The 20,630-nt window shown below is 61.1% G+C and carries 14 protein-coding genes and 1 pseudogene; 10 read left to right on the top strand and 5 right to left on the bottom strand.

Annotated elements, in window-relative coordinates:
• The first annotated feature begins 404 nt into the window (after positions 1 to 404).
• On the top strand, positions 405 to 2,357 hold the full coding sequence (locus tag BN1135_RS06875; protein WP_042019878.1) for a ligand-gated channel protein: 1,953 nt from the start codon (positions 405 to 407) through the stop codon (positions 2,355 to 2,357).
• Between the two features lie 67 nt (positions 2,358 to 2,424).
• Here the strand turns inward: BN1135_RS06875 and BN1135_RS06870 are convergent, their stop codons facing one another.
• From BN1135_RS06870 to BN1135_RS06860, 3 genes are all read right to left on the bottom strand, one after another.
• The gene (locus BN1135_RS06870) at positions 2,425 to 3,813 is read right to left on the bottom strand and encodes a transporter substrate-binding domain-containing diguanylate cyclase (protein ID WP_042019876.1); all 1,389 of its coding nucleotides are present in this window, start codon (positions 3,811 to 3,813) and stop codon (positions 2,425 to 2,427) included.
• Between the two features lie 140 nt (positions 3,814 to 3,953).
• The gene (locus BN1135_RS06865; RefSeq protein ID WP_042019875.1) at positions 3,954 to 5,315 is read right to left on the bottom strand and encodes an ATP-binding protein; all 1,362 of its coding nucleotides are present in this window, start codon (positions 5,313 to 5,315) and stop codon (positions 3,954 to 3,956) included.
• A gap of 33 nt (positions 5,316 to 5,348) precedes the next feature.
• Positions 5,349 to 6,071 (bottom strand): response regulator, encoded by a 723-nt coding sequence (locus BN1135_RS06860; RefSeq protein WP_042019874.1) that lies wholly within the window; start codon positions 6,069 to 6,071, stop codon positions 5,349 to 5,351.
• A gap of 199 nt (positions 6,072 to 6,270) precedes the next feature.
• Between BN1135_RS06860 and BN1135_RS06855 the strand changes: the two genes are divergently transcribed.
• On the top strand, positions 6,271 to 6,621 hold the full coding sequence (locus BN1135_RS06855) for a hypothetical protein (protein ID WP_042019873.1): 351 nt from the start codon (positions 6,271 to 6,273) through the stop codon (positions 6,619 to 6,621).
• Positions 6,622 to 6,810: 189 nt separating this feature from the next.
• Here the strand turns inward: BN1135_RS06855 and BN1135_RS06850 are convergent, their stop codons facing one another.
• Positions 6,811 to 7,230: a hypothetical protein gene (locus tag BN1135_RS06850; RefSeq protein WP_042019872.1), complete on the bottom strand. Its 420-nt coding sequence runs from the start codon at positions 7,228 to 7,230 to the stop codon at positions 6,811 to 6,813.
• A 99-nt stretch (positions 7,231 to 7,329) separates the two neighbouring features.
• Positions 7,330 to 8,244, bottom strand: a complete 915-nt coding sequence (locus BN1135_RS06845; RefSeq protein ID WP_042019870.1) for a LysR family transcriptional regulator — start codon at positions 8,242 to 8,244, stop codon at positions 7,330 to 7,332.
• A 258-nt stretch (positions 8,245 to 8,502) separates the two neighbouring features.
• Here BN1135_RS06845 and BN1135_RS06840 point away from each other — a divergent pair, with 258 nt between their 5' ends.
• The 8 genes and pseudogenes from BN1135_RS06840 (at position 8,503) to BN1135_RS22020 (ending at position 20,272) form a co-directional block, all read left to right on the top strand.
• The gene (locus BN1135_RS06840; RefSeq protein ID WP_042019869.1) at positions 8,503 to 8,835 is read left to right on the top strand and encodes a hypothetical protein; all 333 of its coding nucleotides are present in this window, start codon (positions 8,503 to 8,505) and stop codon (positions 8,833 to 8,835) included.
• Positions 8,836 to 8,865: 30 nt separating this feature from the next.
• On the top strand, positions 8,866 to 9,552 hold the full coding sequence (locus tag BN1135_RS06835; protein ID WP_042019868.1) for a pirin family protein: 687 nt from the start codon (positions 8,866 to 8,868) through the stop codon (positions 9,550 to 9,552).
• A 39-nt stretch (positions 9,553 to 9,591) separates the two neighbouring features.
• On the top strand, positions 9,592 to 9,984 hold the full coding sequence (locus BN1135_RS06830; protein ID WP_042019867.1) for a DoxX family protein: 393 nt from the start codon (positions 9,592 to 9,594) through the stop codon (positions 9,982 to 9,984).
• Between the two features lie 248 nt (positions 9,985 to 10,232).
• Positions 10,233 to 13,598, top strand: coding sequence for an exodeoxyribonuclease V subunit gamma (gene recC / locus BN1135_RS06825; RefSeq protein ID WP_042019864.1), 3,366 nt, complete (start codon positions 10,233 to 10,235; stop codon positions 13,596 to 13,598).
• On the top strand, positions 13,598 to 17,233 hold the full coding sequence (recB, locus tag BN1135_RS06820; protein ID WP_042019863.1) for an exodeoxyribonuclease V subunit beta: 3,636 nt from the start codon (positions 13,598 to 13,600) through the stop codon (positions 17,231 to 17,233). The genes recC and recB overlap by 1 nt, the downstream gene beginning before the upstream one ends.
• Entirely contained in the window at positions 17,230 to 19,290 is a 2,061-nt protein-coding gene (recD, locus tag BN1135_RS06815) for an exodeoxyribonuclease V subunit alpha (protein ID WP_042019862.1), read from the top strand. Before recB ends, recD begins: the two co-directional genes overlap by 4 nt.
• 10 nt (positions 19,291 to 19,300) lie before the next feature.
• Positions 19,301 to 19,430: pseudogene (locus BN1135_RS22380) on the top strand (IS30 family transposase); the annotation flags it as partial.
• 65 nt (positions 19,431 to 19,495) lie between these two features.
• The gene (locus tag BN1135_RS22020; RefSeq protein WP_139245163.1) at positions 19,496 to 20,272 is read left to right on the top strand and encodes a hypothetical protein; all 777 of its coding nucleotides are present in this window, start codon (positions 19,496 to 19,498) and stop codon (positions 20,270 to 20,272) included.
• Positions 20,273 to 20,630: the final 358 nt, after the last annotated feature.

Below are 20,630 nucleotides of genomic sequence, written 5' to 3'. Positions count from 1 at the left end.
ATTGGGACAGAGCCTTTTTTATTGGCTGAAAATCAGTAAATCGCCTAATAATTGATCTTTCATTCCCTCTTCTTCTGCCGTTTTCTCTATTTTTCCTCCTCTATGTTCTCCGGATCTGCCATAAACCCCAATCTTTGTAACTATATGATATTTATCTATTTGTTAATTTAACACCGATCTCTATGAGGTATGGAGGTCTGTTCTGCAGGACAATGCTTAAAGTCACAAATGATAATGATTATTGTTTGAATGATCTGGGTGAGGTCGTTACAATGCGGGCTGATTAATAAAGTGCTTTTCAAATGAGCCTTTGCTAATGCTGCGCCTGGCCGGATGCCAGAGCGTTGTAATGAGTGAAGTAAGGGAATACGCCACTTTCCGACTAAAAACGTTCAGGCCAAAACATGACAACAGTGAAACCGAACAAGCTTGCCTTGCTGATCTGCTCCCTTCTTGCGTCCCAAGCCTATGCTGCCGAACAAGAGGTGATGGTCGTCACCGCATCCGGCTTCCAGCAGAAGATCGAAGATTCTGCCGCCTCCATCTCCGTGATTACCCGTGAACAGCTGGAGAAGCGGGCATATCGGGATGTGACTGATGCCCTGAAGGATGTACCCGGTGTCGTGGTGACGGGTGGTGGCAGCAGCAGTGATATCAGCATTCGCGGTATGGGCTCGAAATACACCCTGATGCTGGTTGATGGCAAGAAGGTGGATAGCCGCGGTACTCGCCCCAATAGCGATGGCCCGGGTATCGAACAGGGGTGGCTGCCGCCATTGCAGGCGATCGAGCGGATTGAGGTCGTCCGTGGCCCCATGTCATCTCGTTATGGTTCCGATGCCATGGGTGGCGTGATTAACGTGATTACCCGCAAGACTACAGGTCTGGCCTGGCAGGGGTCGGTTCATGCTGACTCGACCTTTCAGGAGAACAAGGATGCCGGCAACAGCTTCCAGACCGATGCCTATACCGCAGGTTCACTGATCGATGGCGTGTTGGGGCTGCGTTTCAATGGTCAGCTGGCGCATCGTGGGGAAGACAAATTTACCCAGGGCTTTGCCGAGCAGGAGACTCGCAGTGGCACGGCGGTGCTTAGCTTCAAGCCTGACGACCATAACCGCTTCGATCTGGAGGCCAGTCGCAGCCTGCAGGATCGGGATCGTACGGCTGGCAATTCACTGGATGCCAAGGCGAAAGATAGCCTTAACCGCTACGAGCGCACCAACTATGCGCTGACCCATGATGGTCAGTATGATTTCGGCTCGTCCAGCAGCTATCTGCAGCAGGAGACCAACACCAACCCCGGCCGCAAGATGGAGCTCACCAACACCATCGCCGATACCCACACTCAGTTCATTCTGGGCGATCACTATCTGAGTGTCGGTGGTCAGTATCGTTATGAGGATCTGCACGATCAGGGCAATACCCTGAAAGTGGCCAACCCTGCCGAGCAGCTGACCCGCTGGAGCTGGGCGATGTTTGTCGAGGATGAGTGGTCACTCACTGACAGCTTTGCTCTGACCGGTGGCGCCCGCATGGATCGGGACCAGAACTACGGCTCTCACTGGAGCCCGCGCCTCTACGGCGTCTGGCATCTGGACCAGAGCTGGACGTTGAAAGGGGGCGTCTCGACCGGTTACCGCTCCCCTGACTTGCGGATGTCGGCGGCCAACTGGGGTCAGGTCACCGGTGGTGGCAGCCTGGATGGCATGCTGGTCGGCAACCCGGACCTCAAACCCGAGACCAGCGTGAGTGAAGAGATTGGTCTGCTGTGGAACGGTCATCAGGGCTTCAACGCCGGGGTTACCCTGTTCAACACCGACTTCAAGAACAAGATCTCCGAAGTGCGTCGTTGCACCAGCAAGAGCGATCCCGCCTGTACCCTCAATGGTCACAGCTATGACTTCATCAGTGACCGGGTCAACGTCGACAAGGCGAACATGCGCGGGGTCGAGGGGATGATGGATTGGGCCATCAACGAGGATTGGTCGGTCAGCTCCAGCTACACCTTTACCCAGTCCGAACAGAAGAGCGGCCCGCTGGCAGGGTATGCCCTCAACCAGATGCCCCGCCACATGTTCAACGGCAGCGTAGACTGGCAGACCACCGAGGATCTCAGCCTCTGGTCACGGGTCAACTTCCGTGGCGAGACCTCCGAGTACCTGAGCCGGGTCAAGATGGCGGAGGGGACCCCTTCCTATACCTTCTTTGACATGGGCCTGGTCTACAAGGCCAACAAGCATCTGGATCTGACCGCCGGGGTCTACAACCTGTTCGACAAGAGTGTGGATTACAGCAGCTATGGCACTGTGCTGGATGGTCGCCGCTACAACCTAGGCGTGACCTACAACTTCTGATAGGGAACCTGTCATACGGCCGCCATCTTCCGATGGCGGCCGTTTTTATTGCGCCTCCGTCAGGGGGCTACGCCTGATAGGGGGCGGCTTGCCAGGTATTGCGCCCCAGTCCCTTGGCCTGATACATGAGGGCGTCAGCCTGCCGTAGTAGCTGGTCGGCATCAGCCTCTCTGTTTGCTGCTACCCAGACAGCTCCGGTGCTGATGGAGAGCGTCACCTCCCCGCCGCTGGTGTGCAGAGTTTGCCGGTTGCTCTCCAGGCAAATGCGCTCGGCCCACTGCTCTGTCTCTGCCAGTGTGGTCAGCGGCAGCAGCAGGCAAAACTCTTCGCCGCCGATGCGGGCCAGCAGAGCGCCTTCGGGCAACAGGTTGGTCACCGTGGTGGCCAGCTTTTCCAGCAATAGATCCCCGATGCCATGACCAAAGCGGTCGTTGGTCTCCTTGAAGTGATCCACATCGAACAGCAGCAGGGCACAGGGCGTGCCGCTTGCCAGCAGTTGTTCCATGGCGGGCATGAATGCCCGTCGGTTGAGCAGACCGGTCAGGGGATCGGTACTGGCCAATTTCTCCAGTCTGGCGTTGGCCCGGCTCAGCTCGGCGGTGCGGCTGGCGACCGCGCGGCGCAGTTGCACTATGTAGGCCACCGTTATCAGCACTCCTGCCAGCAGCAGCCAGGGGCCGAGGTGGATGGGGTAGATGGTCTCGACATGCATCCATTTTCGGATGATCCGCTCCCGATCGCTCTCTTTGATCTTGGCAAACCCCTCTTCCAGCTTACTTAACAGGGCAAGGTCACCCTTTTTCACCGCAAAGCGGAGCTGGTCGGTATAGAGGTGGCGAACCGGAATAAAGCGGGTGGGATCTTCCGAGGTATAGAGATAGAAATTGGCGACCTGCAGATCGGCGATAAAGGCCTTCAGCTCCCCCTTGAAAACCGCGGCCAGCATGGCGTCATTGTCATCGAAGGTCTGTAGTCTGGTGCTAGGGAAGTAGCGCTTGGCGTAATACTCCTCGTAGCCACCGGCCACCACCCCGACCGTTTCATGGCGCAGGGTGTAGTGCACATCGGTGCCGCGCAGCTCGCTCGAGAAGAAGAGCTGGGAGTCGAGTTGGGCGAGGGACTGACCATAGTTGAACAGCTTGTCCCGCTCCGGGGACCAGAGCAGTCCGGCATGAACATCCGCCTGACCCTCATTGAGCTGATCGAGAGATTGCTGCCAGTCGACCAGCCGGAACTCGATCTTCTGACCGGTTACTCGGGCATATTCACGCCACAGGTCGATCAGCAGGCCATCCGGCTGGCCCGACTCATTGATATAGGAGAAGGGCTGCCAGGCTTTGGAGTTGGTAATGATGATCGGCTCTTCCGGGGCTTTGGCCCAGGCAGGCAGGACAAGGGCGAGCAGCAGGAGCCCCCATCCGATGCCGACTATGACTCCTGTCCTGGAAGAGGCCATCCTTGCTCCAATCCGTTGCCGTATACCGTCCCGTGGTCACCGATTATCACCGCCTTTCTCATCGAAGAACAAGCGCTCACATGATGAAGTTTGCATGATGAAAACGGCGTCATAAGGAGGCTGGCAGTTAGAGTGACTGCTTACAACGGCAGGCTGAGCCTCGCCTCTACTCCCCCTTGTGGCCGATTGAGCAGAACCAGTTCGCCACCGTGTTGATGAACCAGAGTGCGGGCGATAGAGAGCCCCAACCCCACGCTACCCGACTCGGTGTTGCGCGCCTCGTCGAGGCGCACAAAGGGTTTGAATACATCCTCCAGCCGCGCCGGGTCTATCCCGGGGCCGTGGTCACAGACTCGAATCAATAGTGCCTCCCGGGTTCGCTCCAGCGATACCTCGGCACTGCCGGCATATTTGATGGCGTTGCCGATCAGGTTCTGCAACACCCGGCGCAGGGTGTTGGCCCGGCAGGCGTAGACCTCTTTGCCCTCCGCCAGACAGGTGACCGGCTGGCCGGTATCGGCATAGTCATCGCACAGGCTGACCAGCAGGCTGACCAGATCCAGCTCGCGAGTGGCCTCCTGTTGCCCCTCCTCGCGGGCAAAGCTGAGGGTTGCCGCCAGCATCTGCTCCATCTGTTGCAGGGTCTGCTGGATACGCTCCTTGTCCTCGCCATCAGCCAGAAACTCGGTGCGCAGCCGCAGGCTGGTGATGGGGGTGCGCAGATCGTGGGAAATGGCCGCCAGCATCCGGGTTCTGTCCTGCACGAAACGGTCGAGCCGGGTGTGCATCCGGTTGAAGGCCTGAATAGACTCGCGGATCTCGGTTGGTCCCTCCTCTTTCAAGGGTTCGATATCCTCACCGCGACCCAGCCGCTCGGCATTGCCCGCCAGTTGCTTGAGCGGGCGGGTGGCACGGCGAAACAGCAGCACCATCAGCCCGATCACCAGACTGGCGACCAGCATCAGGTTGAGGGTGGTCTGCCACGACCAGCTGCCTGCCTCTTTGTCTACCAGCGAGCTGAATTGCAGCCAGCCCCCCTGCGGCAGTTCGATGGAGCCATAGAGCCGCATATCCCGCGGCGGGGGCGGCCCCTTGCGATCCCGCATCATGCGGGCGTGGTGCTCCCACGCTTTGCTGCGCTGGGAGTTCTCTTTCAACTCGGCGCTGATCTCGACAGTAAGGCCGGGAGGATAGTTGAGGCGCGAGCGCACCAACTGCTCGAAGCGTGGGCTGCGGTTATCCGGTTGCAGCGGCTCATCGGAGAGGCGCAGCAGCAGGGTCTCGTTGCGACTCGCCTTGAGGATCTCGTCATAAAGAGAGGGAGGGGAGAGGGAGAGCAACCGCACCACCGAGATGATCCGCTGCATGGCGTTGCGGCTGTTGACGAAGCCGAGCGCTTCCTCCCGATCCGAGCGGTAGATCTGGATGCTGAGCAGCTGGATCAGGATCAACCCAGCCAGCGCCACCAGAATGATCTGGCCGGTCAGTCCCTTGGGCCACATCCGTGCCCACAGTCTTCGCAAGGCGCCCACTGCTTAAACCTGCGTCACGTCGGCGGAGAACATATAGCCACCACCCCAGATGGTCTTGATCAGCTCGGGGTTCTTGGGATCCCGCTCCAGCTTGCGGCGCAGTCGGCTCACCAGGGTATCGATGGCGCGATCGAAGGCCACCGCCTCGCGGCCACGGGCCAGATCCAGCAGTTGATCCCGACTCAGCACCCGCTGCGGGCGCTCGAGAAACACCTTGAGCAGATCGAATTCGGCGGTGGAGAGGCTGAGGCCCACCCCATCCTCATCGACCAGCTCCCGGCGATTGATGTCGAGCAGCCAGCGATCGAAACGCAGATCCCGGGTCAGGGTCTCGGCGGCGGGCTGGGTCTCGGCCTGGGTGCGGCGCATTACTGCCTTGATGCGCGCCAGCAGTTCGCGCGGGTTGAAGGGCTTGGCCAGATAGTCGTCGGCCCCCATCTCCAGCCCTATGATGCGGTCGGTCTCTTCTCCCATGGCGGTCAGCATGATGATGGGCAGGCTCGATTTGACCCGCAGCTCGCGGCAGAGGGTCAGGCCATCTTCACCCGGCATCATCAGATCCAGCACCAGCAGATCGAACTCCCGCTCCTCTAGCAGTCGCTTCATCTCTTTGCCATCCCGGGCGCAGCTGACCCGCAGGCCGTGCTGTTCCAGAAAGCGCTTCAAGAGATCGCGGATCTCGCTGTGGTCGTCGACCACCAGAATGTGGGTGTTGCCTTGATTCATGGGAAGGGCTCCTGCTTGACGTTGGCACGAGTATACGAAAATCCGCCCTGCGGTTTGTGTCAAAGTGTGCCAGATCCGCACGATGCCACACTCTGCTACAAAAAAGGGCGATGCTGGCAAAGTTCAGACACTTGACGGGTGTTTACTTGAGGGCAAGGCAAGAGCGCCGAACCAGAATCATCCCTACCGGAGATAGACCATGAAAAAGCTGACCAAAACCCTGCTGACCGCCACCCTGATCCTTGGCCTGCCGCTGGGCGCCTATGCCGCCAGTGAAGCCGCCCCCACCGGTCAGCCCGGTGCCATGATGGACTGCCCGATGGATGGCAGTGGTATGCAAGGTGGCAAACACCACGGTGGCCGCCACGACAAGATGGCACGTCTGCAGAATATGACCCCGGAGCAGATCCAGGCCAACCTGCAGCAACGTTATGACCGCATTGAAGATCCAGCCAAGAAGGCTGAGTTCATCAAGAACCTCAACGAGCGTGCCACCGGCATGACCAAGCACGCCGAAGCGATGAAGCAGTTCGCCGAGGCGAACCAGTAACAGCGCCTGCTGTTATAAACCCAAGGGTGGCCGAGGCCACCCTTTTTGCGTTTGCTATATCTTGCTGTGGTGGCCTGGTGGGGGCGCCATCAGGGTAGCAAGCGCAATAAAAGAGGGGGAGCCTGATGCTCCCCCACTTGCTATCCGTGCCGGTGCGGGCGTGTCGCCTTGTCCACCGGACGAGTGAACTTAGCCCTGAGCCTTGTCGGTCAGCTCTACTTTCTTGACGGTTTCGCCTTCGAACTTGATGACCACGTTCTTTTTGGCGGCATCGGTATCTTTCAGCAGGGTCTTGGTGGTCTCTGCCAGCATGGGAGATGCCTTGTTCAGGGCATCCAGATCATAGGTCCACACTTCCAGACCTGCTTCGGTCTTGGTGGAGGCAGGTGCGCCCAGCTTATCTTTGACTGCCTGCTTGTTAGAGCCGCCTTCCTTGATATCCAACGCCTGCTTGATCGCTTCGTTGGATGCGCTGTCCATGGCGCCAGATACGGCGGTGTTGGCCGCATCTTTTACGCTGCTGGTGACGCTGTCGGTCAGCGAGTCCATCAGGCCAGCATTGGCAAACAGGGGCAGGGTGGTGAGGGCAACCAGCAAAGTCTTTTTCATTTTCTACAGATTCCATGGGTTCAATGAGGTGGCTATGAAATCAGCAAAGATATTGGGCGTCAAGTGAGGCAGGCAATTAACATTTCTGTTAACTGGATCTCATTTTTCACCAGCAGCAAACAATTTTGGTATTTCCCGCACCAGCCAGCTTTTGGCCTTGCCCATGGTGTCTCGCCGCCAGGCCAGCACAACCTGCAACTGATGACGATATTCGGGGCTGATCACCTTGAGTCGTCCGGCCCGGATGTCCTCCTCAATCCAGCTTTGCGGCATGGTGCCGACGCCGATACCCGCCAGCAGGGCGTCGCGTTTCTCCGCCATGGTGCTGACGGTGAGGCGCGGCTGCTTGTCCAGCAGGCGATAGGTGAGCACCGGTTTGCGCAGCGCCGTATCGGCCACCGCGATGGCGCGGTAGCGACGCAGGGTTTCGTCTGCCAGCGGCTCCGGCTCCTGATGCAGCGGGTGATCGGGATGGGCGACGTAGAGCATTACTTCTTCTTTAAGCACCTGATGCTTGATGCCGGTCATCATGATATCGGGGTTGATCGAGGAGATAAGCAGGTCGGCGCGACCATCTTCCAGACACTCCCAGCTGCCCGCCAGCACCTCGGCCCGTAGCCGCAGTCGGGTATCGGTCTGCTCGGCCAACTTCTCCACCAAGGGGTAGAGGGCCTGCACCGGGACCAGCGCATCGACGGCGATGGTGATGTCGGTCTCCCAGCCACGGGCCAGCGCCCGGGTCTCGCCCACCAGATGTTCGGCCGCCTCCAGCAGCACCCGGCCCTGCTCCAGCAGCATGCGTCCCGCCGGGGTGAACTTGGTGCGGTGGCCGCTGCGGTCAAACAGCATGGCATCCAGCTCGTCTTCCAGCTTCTGCACCGTATAGCTCAATGCCGAGGGCACCTTGCCCAGCTCGTCGGCCGCCGCCGCGAAGCTGCCGCGGCGGTCGATGGCGTCCAGCACCCGGATTGCTTCCAGGGTCAGCGCCCGTTCCTTGTTCGATTCTTTGGCCATTTCATACCTTCAATTTTTTTGAACATGTTTGCCAGTTTATCTCGCTAACAAGTTAGGCCAAGTGTCTTTAATATTCAATCAACGCTTAGGCAGGAACGTCGAGCGGCCAAATATGCGGGAAGTTCCGCACTGTGACACACCAAATCGGTCTGTCTGATGTCGGTGAAAGAACAACACACTATTTGAATAACCTCTTGCATGGATGCATTGATTCTGGCCGAAAAGGCCTTGGCAATGACATATAAAACAAGAGAGTGAATGAACATGAAAAACGTAATCAAGATGCTGGCCGTTGCAGGCCTGATGACCGCTGGTTTCGCCCAGGCTGCCGTACCGGCAGACTTCAACGCCACTCCGGGCGTGCTGTTTGTGAACTGGAACGCCACCGCTGCAATGGATGGCAAAGCCAATCCGATGCTGGAAGTGCGCGATGAAGCCGGTGACCTGATCACCTCCGCGCATGCCGACCTGACTGGCACACAACAAATTCGCTTGCCGCTGCGTACTCAAGGCACAGTGACCGTCAGCCTAGCTGGCCAGAGCAGCGAATACCGTATTCCGTTCGGCATCGGTGGTGGCAACCCCCGCTAAGTCGAACCCCGGATAGATGAGGAGCAGACCATGATGCAATTGAGAGCCGCAGAAGCGCGGGGCAAGGCCAACTTTGGCTGGCTGGACGCGCGCCACAGTTTCTCCTTCGGTCACTACTATGACCCGGAGTGGATGGGACACTCGGTGCTGCGGGTGATCAATCAGGATCTGGTTGCGCCGGGTGGCGGATTCGCCACCCACCCTCACGCCAATATGGAGATCCTCACTTGCGTGCTGCAAGGCACCATCGAGCACAAGGACAGCCTCGGCCACGCCGAGCAGATCCCGGCAGGGGATTTCCAGCTGATGAGCGCAGGCAGCGGGATCCGCCACAGCGAGTACAACCCCTCGCAGACGGATCCTCTCTCCCTGTTGCAGATCTGGATCGAGCCGAACGAGTTCGGCACGCCACCCGGATATCAGCAGAAGAAGATCGAGTCCAAATCGGGCATGACGCTGGTGGCGTCACCGGATGGCGAGGCGGGATCGCTGCGGATCCGCCAACAGGCCCGCGTATGGCGGCTGGAGCTGGCCCCGGGCGAGACGCTCGAATGGGCACTGGCTGGCCGACACGGTTACCTGCAGATGATTTCAGGGGAGTTGACCGCCAACGGTCTGGCTGCCCGACCCGGCGACGGGGTACTCAGTCGTGATGAATACCGGTGGGAGTTGGTCGCGACCAGTGCCACTCAAGCCCTGTTATTTGACCTACCCTGAAGCAGTCAGCGGTGATGTGACACAAACGAGGAATATGAAATGGACAAGATGAAAGATTTGGCACTGCTGGCGGGTCGTGTACTGCTGGCGCTGATGTTCGTGATGGCGGGCTGGAGCAAGATCGGTGGTTACGCTGGTACTCAGGGTTATATGGAAGCGATGGGCGTACCGGGCTTTATGTTGCCGCTGGTGATCCTGCTTGAGCTGGGCGGTGGCCTTGCCATCGTGCTCGGTCTCTTTACCCGCAGCCTCTCTGTGCTGCTGGCCGGTTTCACCCTGATGGCTGCCTTTATTTTCCACTATCAGCCTGCCGAACAGATGCAGATGCTGATGTTTATGAAGAACGTTTCAGTGGCCGGTGGTTTTCTGGCGCTGGCGGCGGCTGGTGCGGGTGCATTCAGTGTGGATGCCCGTCTCGGCAAAAACTGGTAACAGCCAGTCAGTTTGAGGTTTCCAATGCCTTTTGGCCGGTGCAACTGCACCGGCTTTTTTCTGTCTGTGAGAAAGAGAGAGCCAAATCTGCGGCTCCCCTCATGATTCCGCCTCTTGCCTGCCGCTGGCCGCAAGAGCCTTTTGCATCTTCCCCCCCGATCCCCGACAATTCCCACTCCTGTGAAGTGACGGAAATGGCTCCTCTTTTCCGGCGCTCATCCCCTCTTGTGAATTGGCGGGAGTCGTCCATGTTTACCCTCTACCACTCCAATCAGCTGGATCTGCTCAAGGAGCTGCTGGTCAACCATATCCGGCAGGCCCCTCTCTCTCACCCCTTCGATCGGGAGCAGATCCTGGTGCAGAGCCCGGGCATGGCCCAGTGGCTCAAGCTGGAGCTGGCCAAAGCGTTCGGCATCGCCGCCAATATCGACTTTCCGCTGCCCGCCAGCTTTATCTGGGAGATGTTCACCCGGGTGCTGGCGGACGTGCCGCGCCAGAGCCCCTACAACAAGGGCTCCATGAGCTGGCAGCTGATGACCATTCTGCCTGCCTTGCTGGATCGCCCCGCTTTTGCCCCGCTCGCCGCCTATCTGGGCGGTGGGGATGACGAGGATCCTGCCAAGGATCCAGAGCAAGTAAGGCTGTGGCAGCTCTGCCAGAAGGTGGCGGATCTCTTTGACCAGTATCTGGTCTATCGGCCGGACTGGATCGCCCGCTGGGAAGAGGGGGAGGGGCTGGTCGGAGCAGGCAGTCAGGAGCTGGCCGGGGTGAGCGGTCAGGATTGGCAGCCCGAGCTGTGGCGCGAGCTGGTGGCCCGCACGTTGGCGCTCTCTCCGAGCGGTTACCACCGTGCCAACCTCTACGAGGAGTTTATCCACGAGCTGGAGCGTACCGCCGATCTGCCGGGCAAGCTGCCGCAGCGGGTCTTTGTGTTCGGCATTTCGGCGCTGCCACCGCGCTATGTGGAGGCGCTGCTGGCCCTCGGCAGTCGGCCGGAGGTGGAGGTACACCTGTTCGTCACCAACCCCTGCCGCTACTACTGGGGGGATCTGCTGGATCGCAAGACCCTGGCTCGGCTCGAAAACAAGCTCAAACCCGGTACCGACATCGAGACCTTGCAGGGCCCCGCCAACCCGCTGCTCGCCTCCATGGGCAAGCTGGGGCGCGACTACCTGCATCAGCTGATGGAGCTGGAGGTGCCGCAAATCGAGGCTTTCGTCGATATCGACGAGGTGGATGGCAAAGGCAATGTCAGCCTGCTGCGCGCCATCCAGAAGGATGTGCTGGAGCTGGCAGAACGGGGCGCCGGTCAGTTCGATCTCGACAGCAGCCACCACAAGAGCCCCATCGATCCGGCGGATGGATCCCTGCAGATCCACGCCTGCCACGGCCCGATGCGGGAGCTGGAAGTGCTGCACGACCGGCTGCTGGCGCTGTTCGAGCAGGACCCGACCCTCGCCCCGAAAGATGTGGTGGTGATGATGCCGGATGTGAACAGCTACGGCCCCTATATTCAGGCGGTGTTTGGGGCTAGGGGTCAGATCCCGTTTGCGGTCTCGGATCGGGCGGCGAGTCAGGAGAGCCCGCTGCTGCAAAGCTTCCTCGCCCTGCTCAGGCTGCCCAACGCCCGCTTGGGGGCAGGGGAGCTGCTCGCCATTCTCGAGGTGCCCGCTGTGCTGCGCCGCTTCGAGCTGGATGACGACGAATTCAACCAGCTGCGGGTCTGGGTGCAGGAGACCGGCATCCGCTGGGGGCTGGACGACGGCTATCCCGTCCGCTTCGATCTGCCGCCCATGTCCGGTAACAGCTGGCTGTTCGGCCTGCGCCGCATGCTGCTCGGCTTTGCCATGGGGGATGGCGAGCCGGTTGCGGGCATCCTGCCCTACGCCGATATCGAGGGACAGCAGGGGCTGGCGCTCGGCAAGCTCGCCTGGTTTGTCGATTCGCTGGCCGAGTTTTTGCCCCGGCTGCAACAGGCGCAGCCACTGGCCGAGTGGAACGCCTGCCTGCTGGCGCTGCTGGAGCGCTTCTATCTGGCCGACGAAGATGAAGAGCGTCAGCTCCAGCTCATCCGCAGCCAGCTGGTCGAGTGGCAGACCCGGCTCGGCGAAGCCCGTTTCGAGCAGCCCATTACCGCCGATCTGTTGCAGGATTACCTCGGCAGCGTGCTGGGGGAGTCCCGCTCCAGCCAGCGCTTCCTCGCCGGTCAGGTCAACTTCTGCACCCTGATGCCGATGCGCTCCATCCCCTTCAAGCAGGTCTGCCTGCTTGGCATGAACGACGGCGTCTACCCGCGCACCCTGGCCCCCATGGGGTTCGATCTGATGGCGGTGGCGTCGCGGCGCGGGGATCGCTCCCGTCGTGATGATGACCGCTACCTCTTCCTCGAGGCGCTGCTCAGCGCCCAGCAGGGGCTCTATATCAGCTATCAGGGCTTCAGCGCGCAGGACAACAGCGACAAGGTGCCATCGGTGCTGCTGGCGGAACTGATCGACTATGTGCGGCAGGGCTTTGTGCTGGCGGGGGATGAGGATCTGGACGATGAAACCTCCGGCAAGCGGCTGCTCAACCACCTGATGGTGGCGCATCCGCTCACCCCCTACAGCCGCAACTACTTCTACCCGGAGGCGGGTTCACGCCTCTTTACCTATGCTGCCGACTGGCTGCCCGCCCTCAATCCGGTGCGCGGCGCGGCCAACTTCCAGAGCGGCGAGCTGCCTTTGCCCCCCGAATGGGGCAAGGAGCAGGGGCTGGAGCTGGCGGAGCTGCTGCGCTTCTATCGCCAGCCCACCAAATATTTCCTCAACCGTCGCCTCAAGGTGTGGTTTGAGCTGAACGAAGCCAACATCGAGGACAGCGAGCCGTTCGAGCTGGATGGCCTGCAACATTACCAGCTGAAAGATCTGCTGCTCGATGCCCATCTGGCGGAAGGTGAAAGTACCGAGCGTCGCGAGCGGTTGCAGCTCACCGGCCTGCTGCCGCAAGGGTGGTTCGGCAGCCTGCTGCTGGACGATCTGGATGCCGAGATGGGCAAGCTGGCGAACCGGCTGCGCCCTTGGGTTGCGGCCAATGAGTCAGAAAAACAGGCGGTGGAGATCGATATCTCCCTCACTCAGGGCCAGCTGCAAGGGTGGATCGACACCCAGAAGGGGCGCTTGCTGGTGGTCAAACCCGGCAGCTTCAACGGCAAGGATCTGCTGCTGGGCTGGATCCAGCACCTCTGCCTCTCATTGAGCGGCGCCCCCGGCGACACCCTGCTGTTCGATGCCAAACAGAGTCTGCGGTTGCCTGTACTCGCAGCCGACGAGGCGCGGCCCAAGCTGGCGGCGCTGGTGGCGTGCTGGGCGCAGGGGATGAAGCGGCCGCTGCCCTTCTTCCCCAACACCGCCTGGGATTGGCTCAAGGCGATCGAGAAGGATCCCGACAAGCCGGAGGCAGCCGACAAGGCGGCCCTCACCCGTTTCAACGGCGGTTGGATGATCAATGGGGAGGGGCAAGACGTTTACGTTGCCCGCTGCTTCCCCGAACTCGATGACGAGGTACTTGGTCAGTTGCAGGCGCTGGCCCGCGAACACCTGACCCCGCTGCTCAAGACCCTGGAGGAGCTGAAATAATGGCTAACCCGCTCAATACATTGCGTTTTCCCCTCCATGGTGAACGACTGATCGAGGCCTCCGCCGGTACCGGCAAGACCTACACCATTGCCGGTCTCTACCTGCGCCTGCTGCTGGGCCACGGCCCGCTCATTGAAGAGGGGGCTGATGCCGGTCAGCCGAGCGCCCACGAGCGGCCGTTGTCAGTGACCGAAATTCTGGTGGTGACCTTTACCGAAGCTGCCACCGCCGAGCTGCGCGGGCGGATCCGCGGTCGCATTCACGAGGCGCGGCTCGCCTTTATGCGCGGCCATAGCGGTGACACCCTGCTGGCCCAGCTGCTGGCCGAGGTGGAGGATCACGAACTGGCGGCCCGTCGCCTGCTGGCCGCCGAGCGGCAGATGGACGAGGCGGCGGTCTTTACCATCCACGGCTTCTGCCAGCGGATGCTCAAGCAGAACGCCTTCGAGTCGGGTGCCCTCTTTGAAACCGAATTTCTCACCGACGACAGCCAGCTCAGGCTGCAGGCGGTGAGCGACTACTGGCGATCCGAGTTCTATCCGGTGGATAAAGCCCTCGCCAGCGCGGTGCGCGCGCTCTGGCCAAGCCCCGCGGCCCTGCTGCGGGAGATGGGCAGCTGGCTCGACAACAGCGAGCTGGAGATCCACCCTGCGCTGGGGGACGAGACCCTCGCCGCTCGCCATCAGGCGGCCATGAGTCGCATCGCTGTGGTGAAGAGCGAATGGCTGGCGCAGACGGACGAGATCCGCCGCCAGACCGACGGCCAGATCAGCCGCTACACCGGCAAGAACTACGAGGGGTGGCTTGCCAAGATCGGCGACTGGGCGCAGGACGAGGGCAGTGGCTACGCCATCCCCAAGGAGCTGGAGCGCTTCGGCCAGACGGTGCTGGAGGAGAACCTCAAGAAGGGGGGCGCGGTGCCAACCCTGCCGCTGTTCAGCCAAATCGATGAACTGTTGGCCAGCCGTCCCGGTATTCGCGATCTGATCCTGCAACGGGCGGCCAAGGTGGTGCGCAGCCGGATGCAGGCGAGCAAGCGGCAGGCTCATCAGCTCTCGTTCGATGACCTGCTCAAGGATCTCGACGGGGCGCTCGGCTCCAGTTTGGGCGAGCGGCTCTGCGATCGCATTCGTGCCACCTATCGGGTGGCGATGATCGATGAATTTCAGGATACCGACCCCCAGCAGTACCGCATCTTCCATCGCCTCTATGGTCTGCAAGAGAGTGGCGGCCACACAGACACGGCGCTATTGATGATCGGTGACCCCAAGCAGGCCATCTACGGCTTTCGCGGCGCCGACATCTTTACCTACATTCAGGCGCGGCGAAATGTGAGCGCCCACTACACCCTCGGGCGCAACTGGCGCTCCAGCAGTGCGTTGGTGGGCGCGGTCAACGGCCTGTTTGAGCGGGCCAAAGATCCCTTTATCTATGAAGCGGATATCCCCTTCCTGCCGGTGGAGGCGCAGGGCAAGAGCAAGGCGCTGCTGCTCGATGGTGCCACCGCCCCAGTGCTCCACTGTTGGCAGCTGAGCGGCCAGCCCACCTTCAACCGGGGGGATTACCAGAGCAAGATGGCGCGCGCCACTGCCGCCGAGATCCACCGCCTGCTGACGCTGGCCCGCGAGGGCAAGGCGCTGATCGGCGACAAGGCGGTGAAGGCCGGGGATATCGCCGTGCTGGTGCGCACCGGCGCCGAGGGCAAGCTGGTGCAGCAGGAGCTGGCGCGGCTCGCCATCGCCTCCGTCTATCTGTCGAACCGCGAGAGCGTGCTGGAGCAGACGGAGGCGCGGGAGATCCTGCTGATTTTGCACGCCTGCCAGAACCCGAGCGAAGAGCGCAGCCTGCGGGCTGCGCTCGCCACCGGGCTGTTTGATCTCGACGCCAAGGCGCTCGATGGGCTGGCCAGCGACGAGCGGGCGTGGGAGAGCGCGGTGCAGGAGTTTATGGAGTACCGCAAGATCTGGCATCGCCGCGGCGTGCTGGCGATGCTGCGGGCCCTGCTGCACCGGCGCAATCTCGCCTCCTCCCTGCTCGCGAGCCCCTATGGCGAGCGGCGGTTGACCAACTTCCTCCATCTTGGCGAGCTGCTGCAACAGGTGAGCAGCGAGCTGGATGGGGAGTATGCCCTGCTGCGCTGGCTGGGTGAGGCGGTGAGCCGCCCGAGCGGCCAGGATGCTGAGCAGGTACTGCGCCTCGAATCCGAGCGCAAGCTGGTGCAGATCGTCACCATCCACAAATCCAAGGGGCTGGAGTACCCGCTGGTGTTCCTGCCCTTTATCTGCAGCCACAGAACCGCCGAGACCCCGCTCTATCACGAGGCGGACGAGGCGGGCAATCGCACCATTCTCGATCTCACCGGCGCCGAGGGTTCCTTGGCGGAAGCTGACAGGGAGCGCCTTGCGGAAGATTTGCGGCTGCTCTACGTGGCGCTGACCCGGGGCGTCTACGCCACCTGGCTGGGGCTGGCCCCGGTGCGGGCGGGGGCGGGCAAGTCGGAGAAGACAGACCTGCACCACACCGCCATCGGCTACCTGCTGCAAAAGGGCGAGGAGGGGGATGCGCAGACGCTGGCCACCGCCCTGACCGAGCTGGCGCAGGCGCTGCCCGGAGTGGCCGTCGGTGAGCCCTCGCTCACCCGTCCGGCCCAGCTGCCGCCAGAGGAGGAGCAGCTGGGCGAGCCGCAGGTGCGCCACTTTAGCGGCTCACTTGAGCGGGACTGGTGGATCAGCTCCTACTCCGGGCTGGCGGCGCAGGGCCACGGCCACAGCAAGGGCGTGCTCGCCAATCCCGGCTTCGATGATGAGGTCGTCACCGAGGCGGCTGCATTGGCTTCCGAGCAACCGGACGAGGCGCCCCAGCCCTCCATCTTTACCTTCCCGAAAGGGGCGCGCCCCGGCACCCTGCTGCACAGCCTGTTCGAGACCATCGACTTTCAAAGTGCCGCAGGTGAGCCGCTGGCAGAGCATATCGCCACCTTGTTGGCGCAGGATGGCTTCGACGAGAGCTGGGCCCCTGTGCTGCAACAGCAGGTGGAGGCGGTGCTGGATACCCCGCTTGAGACGGCTTTACTTGCAGAGAGCGGCGAGCCGGTGCGGCTGCGGGATCTGGCCCCCGAGCGCAAGCAGGTGGAGCTGGAGTTCTTCCTGCCCATGGGGCGGGTGACAGCACCGGCGCTGACAGCGCTCTGCCAGCAGCATGACCCGCTGTCGCGGGGCAACAAGCCGCTCAGCTTTGCCACCGTGCAGGGGATGCTCAAGGGCTTTATCGACTTGGTGTTCGAGTGGCAGGGGCGCTGGTATCTGCTCGACTACAAATCGAACCACCTCGGCATGAGCCCCGCCGATTACAGCCGTTCGGCGCTGGAGCTGGCGATGGCCGAGCACCGCTACGACCTGCAATACCAGCTCTACTCGCTGGCGCTGCACCGGCTGCTCACCCTGCGCCTGCCGGGTTACGACTTCGAGCAGCACTTTGGCGGCGTTTTCTATCTGTTCCTGCGCGGCATGCCGCAGGGGGGCATTTTCCATACCCGCCCGAGCCGTGAACTGGTGCTGGGGTTGGATGAGCTGTTTAGAAATGGTGATCGCTCTGGCGGTGTGTCATCAACAGAATTAAACGAGGTAGAGGCATGAGCGGCACCATGATCAGCACTGCGACCAGCGCAATGATGGTTGAACGGTTGAAAACACTGGCGCTGGCCGGCCGTATCCGCCAGCTGGATCTGCAATTTGCCAAGCTGGTGGCTGATCTGGGCGGCAGCCCCGAGCTGGTGCTGGGGGCGGCGCTTGCCTGCTTCGAGCTGGGGCGTGGCCATGTTTGTCTGCCGCTTGAAATGCTCATCGCCGGCTCATTGCGCCCGTTCGGGTTGGATCCCCAGCAGAGCCGGGATCTGCTGCTGGATCTGGCGGATCCTGCCCGCTGGCCCGCCCTGTTTGCGGCTAGCCCCTTGGTTGGCACCGAGCAGGATGAGGGGCTCGCCCCGCGCTGGCCGCTGCGGCTGTGGCACGGGCGGCTCTACCTCACCCGCTACCACGATCACGAGCAGGGGGTGGCCCGCCATCTGCGCGCTTTGAGTGAACGCGCCGAATGGCCGGAGATTGCCCCGGCCCTGTCGCGGTTGTTTGCCCGAGACTACGGGCTGGTGTTCGCGGCGCTGCTCAAGGCCCGTCTCGCCCCCGACTTCTTGGCCCGCCACTTTATCGAGAAGTATCTGGATCTGGTGTTCCCGAACGAGGTGGATTGGCCCGCCATCGAGGCGCTGCTGGCCAGCGCCCAGGCGGCGAGCGACTTGAGCAGGCTGGATGCGCTGGTGCCCGAGGCGCTCTGCTGCAACGGCCAGAAGCTGGCGGCGGCCACCGCGGCGGCACGCCCCTTTGCGGTGATCTCCGGTGGCCCCGGCACCGGCAAGACCACCACGGTCGCCAAACTGCTCGCCATTCTGGTAGAGACCGGCCTGCAGGCAGGCAAGGCGCCGGCGATCCGGCTGGTGGCCCCCACTGGCAAGGCGGCGGCGCGCCTCACCGAGAGTATCGGCTCCGCCCTGCAGGCCCTCGATCTGCCCCCCGAGTGGGTCGAGGCGATCCCCACCGAAGCGGGCACCTTGCACCGGCTGCTCGGGGTCATTCCGGGGCACAGCCAGTTCCGCCACCATGCGGGCAACCCGCTGCACCTCGACTTGCTGGTGGTGGATGAGGCCTCCATGGTCGATCTGCCGATGATGGCGCGCCTGCTTGATGCGCTGCCGAGCCACGCCCGCCTGATCCTGCTCGGCGACAAGGATCAGCTCGCCTCGGTAGAGGCGGGGGCCGTGCTCGGCGATATCTGCAGCTTTATCGAACAGGGCATCAGCCCGGCGCAGGCGGATTGGCTCTCCCGCCAGACCAGCTACCGCTTGCAGGGCACGCCCGCGGGGGCTCCGGTGCGCGACAGCCTCTGTTTGCTGGCCAAGAGCTGGCGCTTTGATCAGCATTCGGGCATCGGCCAGCTGGCGCGCGCCTGCAACAGCGGCGATGCCACGGCGGTGGAAGCAGTCTGGGGCATGGGCTTTGCCGATATCAGCCTGCATCCCTGGGCGGGGGAGGCCTACGACGCCCTGATTGCCCAGGGGGTGGCCGGTTACGGCAGCTATCTGAAGGCGGCCCGCGCGGGGGAAGATCCCGCCGCCGTGTTCAAGGCATTCAACAGCTTCCAGATCCTCTGCGCCCTGCGGGGCGGCCCGTTCGGGGTTGAGGGGCTAAACGAGCGGCTCGAACTGGCCCTGTCACGGGCCGGGCTGATTGCCCGCGATGGCGACTGGTATGCCGGTCGCCCTGTGATGGTGGTGCGCAACGATCACGGGGTCGGCCTCTACAACGGCGATATGGGGCTCTGCCTGCCCGATGAAAGTGGCCGTTTGAAGGTATGGTTCGAGCAGCCGGACGGCACCCTGCGCGCCCTGTTGCCCAGTCGCCTGCCACCTCACGAGACGGTCTACGCCATGACCATCCACAAATCCCAGGGGTCGGAGTTTGCCCATACCGTGCTGGTGCTGCCCGACAGCCCCAGCCCGCTGCTGACCCGCGAGCTGGTCTATACCGGCATCACCCGCGCCAAGGCCCGCCTCGATCTCTACGGCGATCGCGCCCTGCTGGCACAAGCGGTGCGGAAAAAGACCGAGCGTTATTCCGGATTGGCGGAGAGGTTGGGGTAATCCATAGAGCAGTAATTTGAGCCTAGTGACCGTGGATATATTTTTAGCCTTCGAAAAGTGGCTCAACTTCAAGGCCCCGCAGATGTTGGGGATTTAAACAATCTCAGGTGATATTTGACGAGTTACTCAAGGCCGCCTGATTTTTAAGCGGGCGTTGCACTACAGAGGTGAATCCGCCAATTCTGAGTATCTTTGGAGCCTTTTGATGGGAATATTATTCGAGCCGTACCAAGTAGAAAGTTGTTGCCTGTGCGGGTCTGGTGAATCGCTCACCGGAGAACACAAAATAAAAGCTTCTGCTTTGCGAAAAATTTTCGGGAAGGATGCTATGTTCATCGGCAATTTCGATGGCGAAAGCATACCTCGTTTGGCACAAGGCCCGAAATCCCGAGCCTTCCACTTCTCAGCTCGGATGTGTTCCTTGTGTAATGGAACTCGCACACAGGCTGCTGACCATGAATTCGACCGGTTTCATGCTTTGGTCTTCTCGTTTTTGTCAGAGGGTCGAGATCCTTCGTCAGTATTCAGCTTGCCACAATATACCTCTGACTCAGAGGATTACCTCAATGTATTTAGATACTTTGCTAAACTATTATGTTGCCATGTGGCTGAATCATGCGGCCCCCGTCCATTAGAAGCTTGCGAGTTTGCTATAGGACAGACGAAGCGAAACATTATCTTTCTACACATTGATGCAGACCCGACCTATGAAGCTTATCGCCATAAGCTCGGAGAACATAGATTCGCAGCGCATGGAGGACTTATTGTTCCCTTCGACTCAAAAACACAAAACCCCACAAGCTTTCGAAGTTCAATAAGCCTTGGCCCGGTACGATATATATTTTGGGTTCGCTTTGAAGCAATTGCCGGAATTGAGCTACGTGCATGTCATTATGAGTTCTGGCGAAAATGCGAGGCGGCATACCAAGAAGCCTTAAAAAATCCACTATCGGATGAGCAGCGACATCGCCTGGGTATTTAACTGTTGAACATCTCGTATGTTGGGCTTCGCAGGCTCAGAACCAACCTACCGATTGTGTAGGTTGTGGCTGAGCGTAGCGAAGCCCAACGTTTACCGCGTCATCTCTCTTTTCCTCCCCCTCATCCCCGACCCTTCTCCCGCAAGGGGAGAAGGGAGTAATGCCGTTACCGCTGTCCGATTACGCTTCGCTAATCGAACCTACACAGCTGGCGAGCATATTTCCGATGCCGCCTCCCCTCTCCCTCCGGGAGAGGGGAGGGGAGGGTGAGGGTGGGTAGGGTGCAAAGAACGAAGTGAATTGCACCGCTGCTATTTATCTGCCAAAAGGTGTAATGCGCTGCGCTTATTACACCCTACT

Source organism: Aeromonas sobria (assembly GCF_000820145.1).
GTDB classification, from domain to species: Bacteria; Pseudomonadota; Gammaproteobacteria; order Enterobacterales; family Aeromonadaceae; genus Aeromonas; species Aeromonas sobria.
The sequence above is the reverse complement of the archived record's forward strand: the minus strand, read 5'-3'. Positions and strand labels throughout refer to the sequence as shown.

Coding starts and splice junctions, on each gene's coding strand:
- BN1135_RS06865 (WP_042019875.1), bottom strand. CDS start 5,315: ATGTGGCCCAAGGGACTGACCGGCCAGATCATTCTGGTGGCGCTGGCT.
- BN1135_RS06830 (WP_042019867.1), top strand. CDS start 9,592: ATGGACAAGATGAAAGATTTGGCACTGCTGGCGGGTCGTGTACTGCTG.
- BN1135_RS06875 (WP_042019878.1), top strand. CDS start 405: ATGACAACAGTGAAACCGAACAAGCTTGCCTTGCTGATCTGCTCCCTT.
- recD (WP_042019862.1), top strand. CDS start 17,230: ATGAGCGGCACCATGATCAGCACTGCGACCAGCGCAATGATGGTTGAA.
- recC (WP_042019864.1), top strand. CDS start 10,233: ATGTTTACCCTCTACCACTCCAATCAGCTGGATCTGCTCAAGGAGCTG.
- BN1135_RS06860 (WP_042019874.1), bottom strand. CDS start 6,071: ATGAATCAAGGCAACACCCACATTCTGGTGGTCGACGACCACAGCGAG.
- BN1135_RS06835 (WP_042019868.1), top strand. CDS start 8,866: ATGATGCAATTGAGAGCCGCAGAAGCGCGGGGCAAGGCCAACTTTGGC.
- recB (WP_042019863.1), top strand. CDS start 13,598: ATGGCTAACCCGCTCAATACATTGCGTTTTCCCCTCCATGGTGAACGA.
- BN1135_RS06870 (WP_042019876.1), bottom strand. CDS start 3,813: ATGGCCTCTTCCAGGACAGGAGTCATAGTCGGCATCGGATGGGGGCTC.
- BN1135_RS06850 (WP_042019872.1), bottom strand. CDS start 7,230: ATGAAAAAGACTTTGCTGGTTGCCCTCACCACCCTGCCCCTGTTTGCC.
- BN1135_RS06845 (WP_042019870.1), bottom strand. CDS start 8,244: ATGGCCAAAGAATCGAACAAGGAACGGGCGCTGACCCTGGAAGCAATC.
- BN1135_RS06855 (WP_042019873.1), top strand. CDS start 6,271: ATGAAAAAGCTGACCAAAACCCTGCTGACCGCCACCCTGATCCTTGGC.
- BN1135_RS06840 (WP_042019869.1), top strand. CDS start 8,503: ATGAACATGAAAAACGTAATCAAGATGCTGGCCGTTGCAGGCCTGATG.
- BN1135_RS22020 (WP_139245163.1), top strand. CDS start 19,496: ATGGGAATATTATTCGAGCCGTACCAAGTAGAAAGTTGTTGCCTGTGC.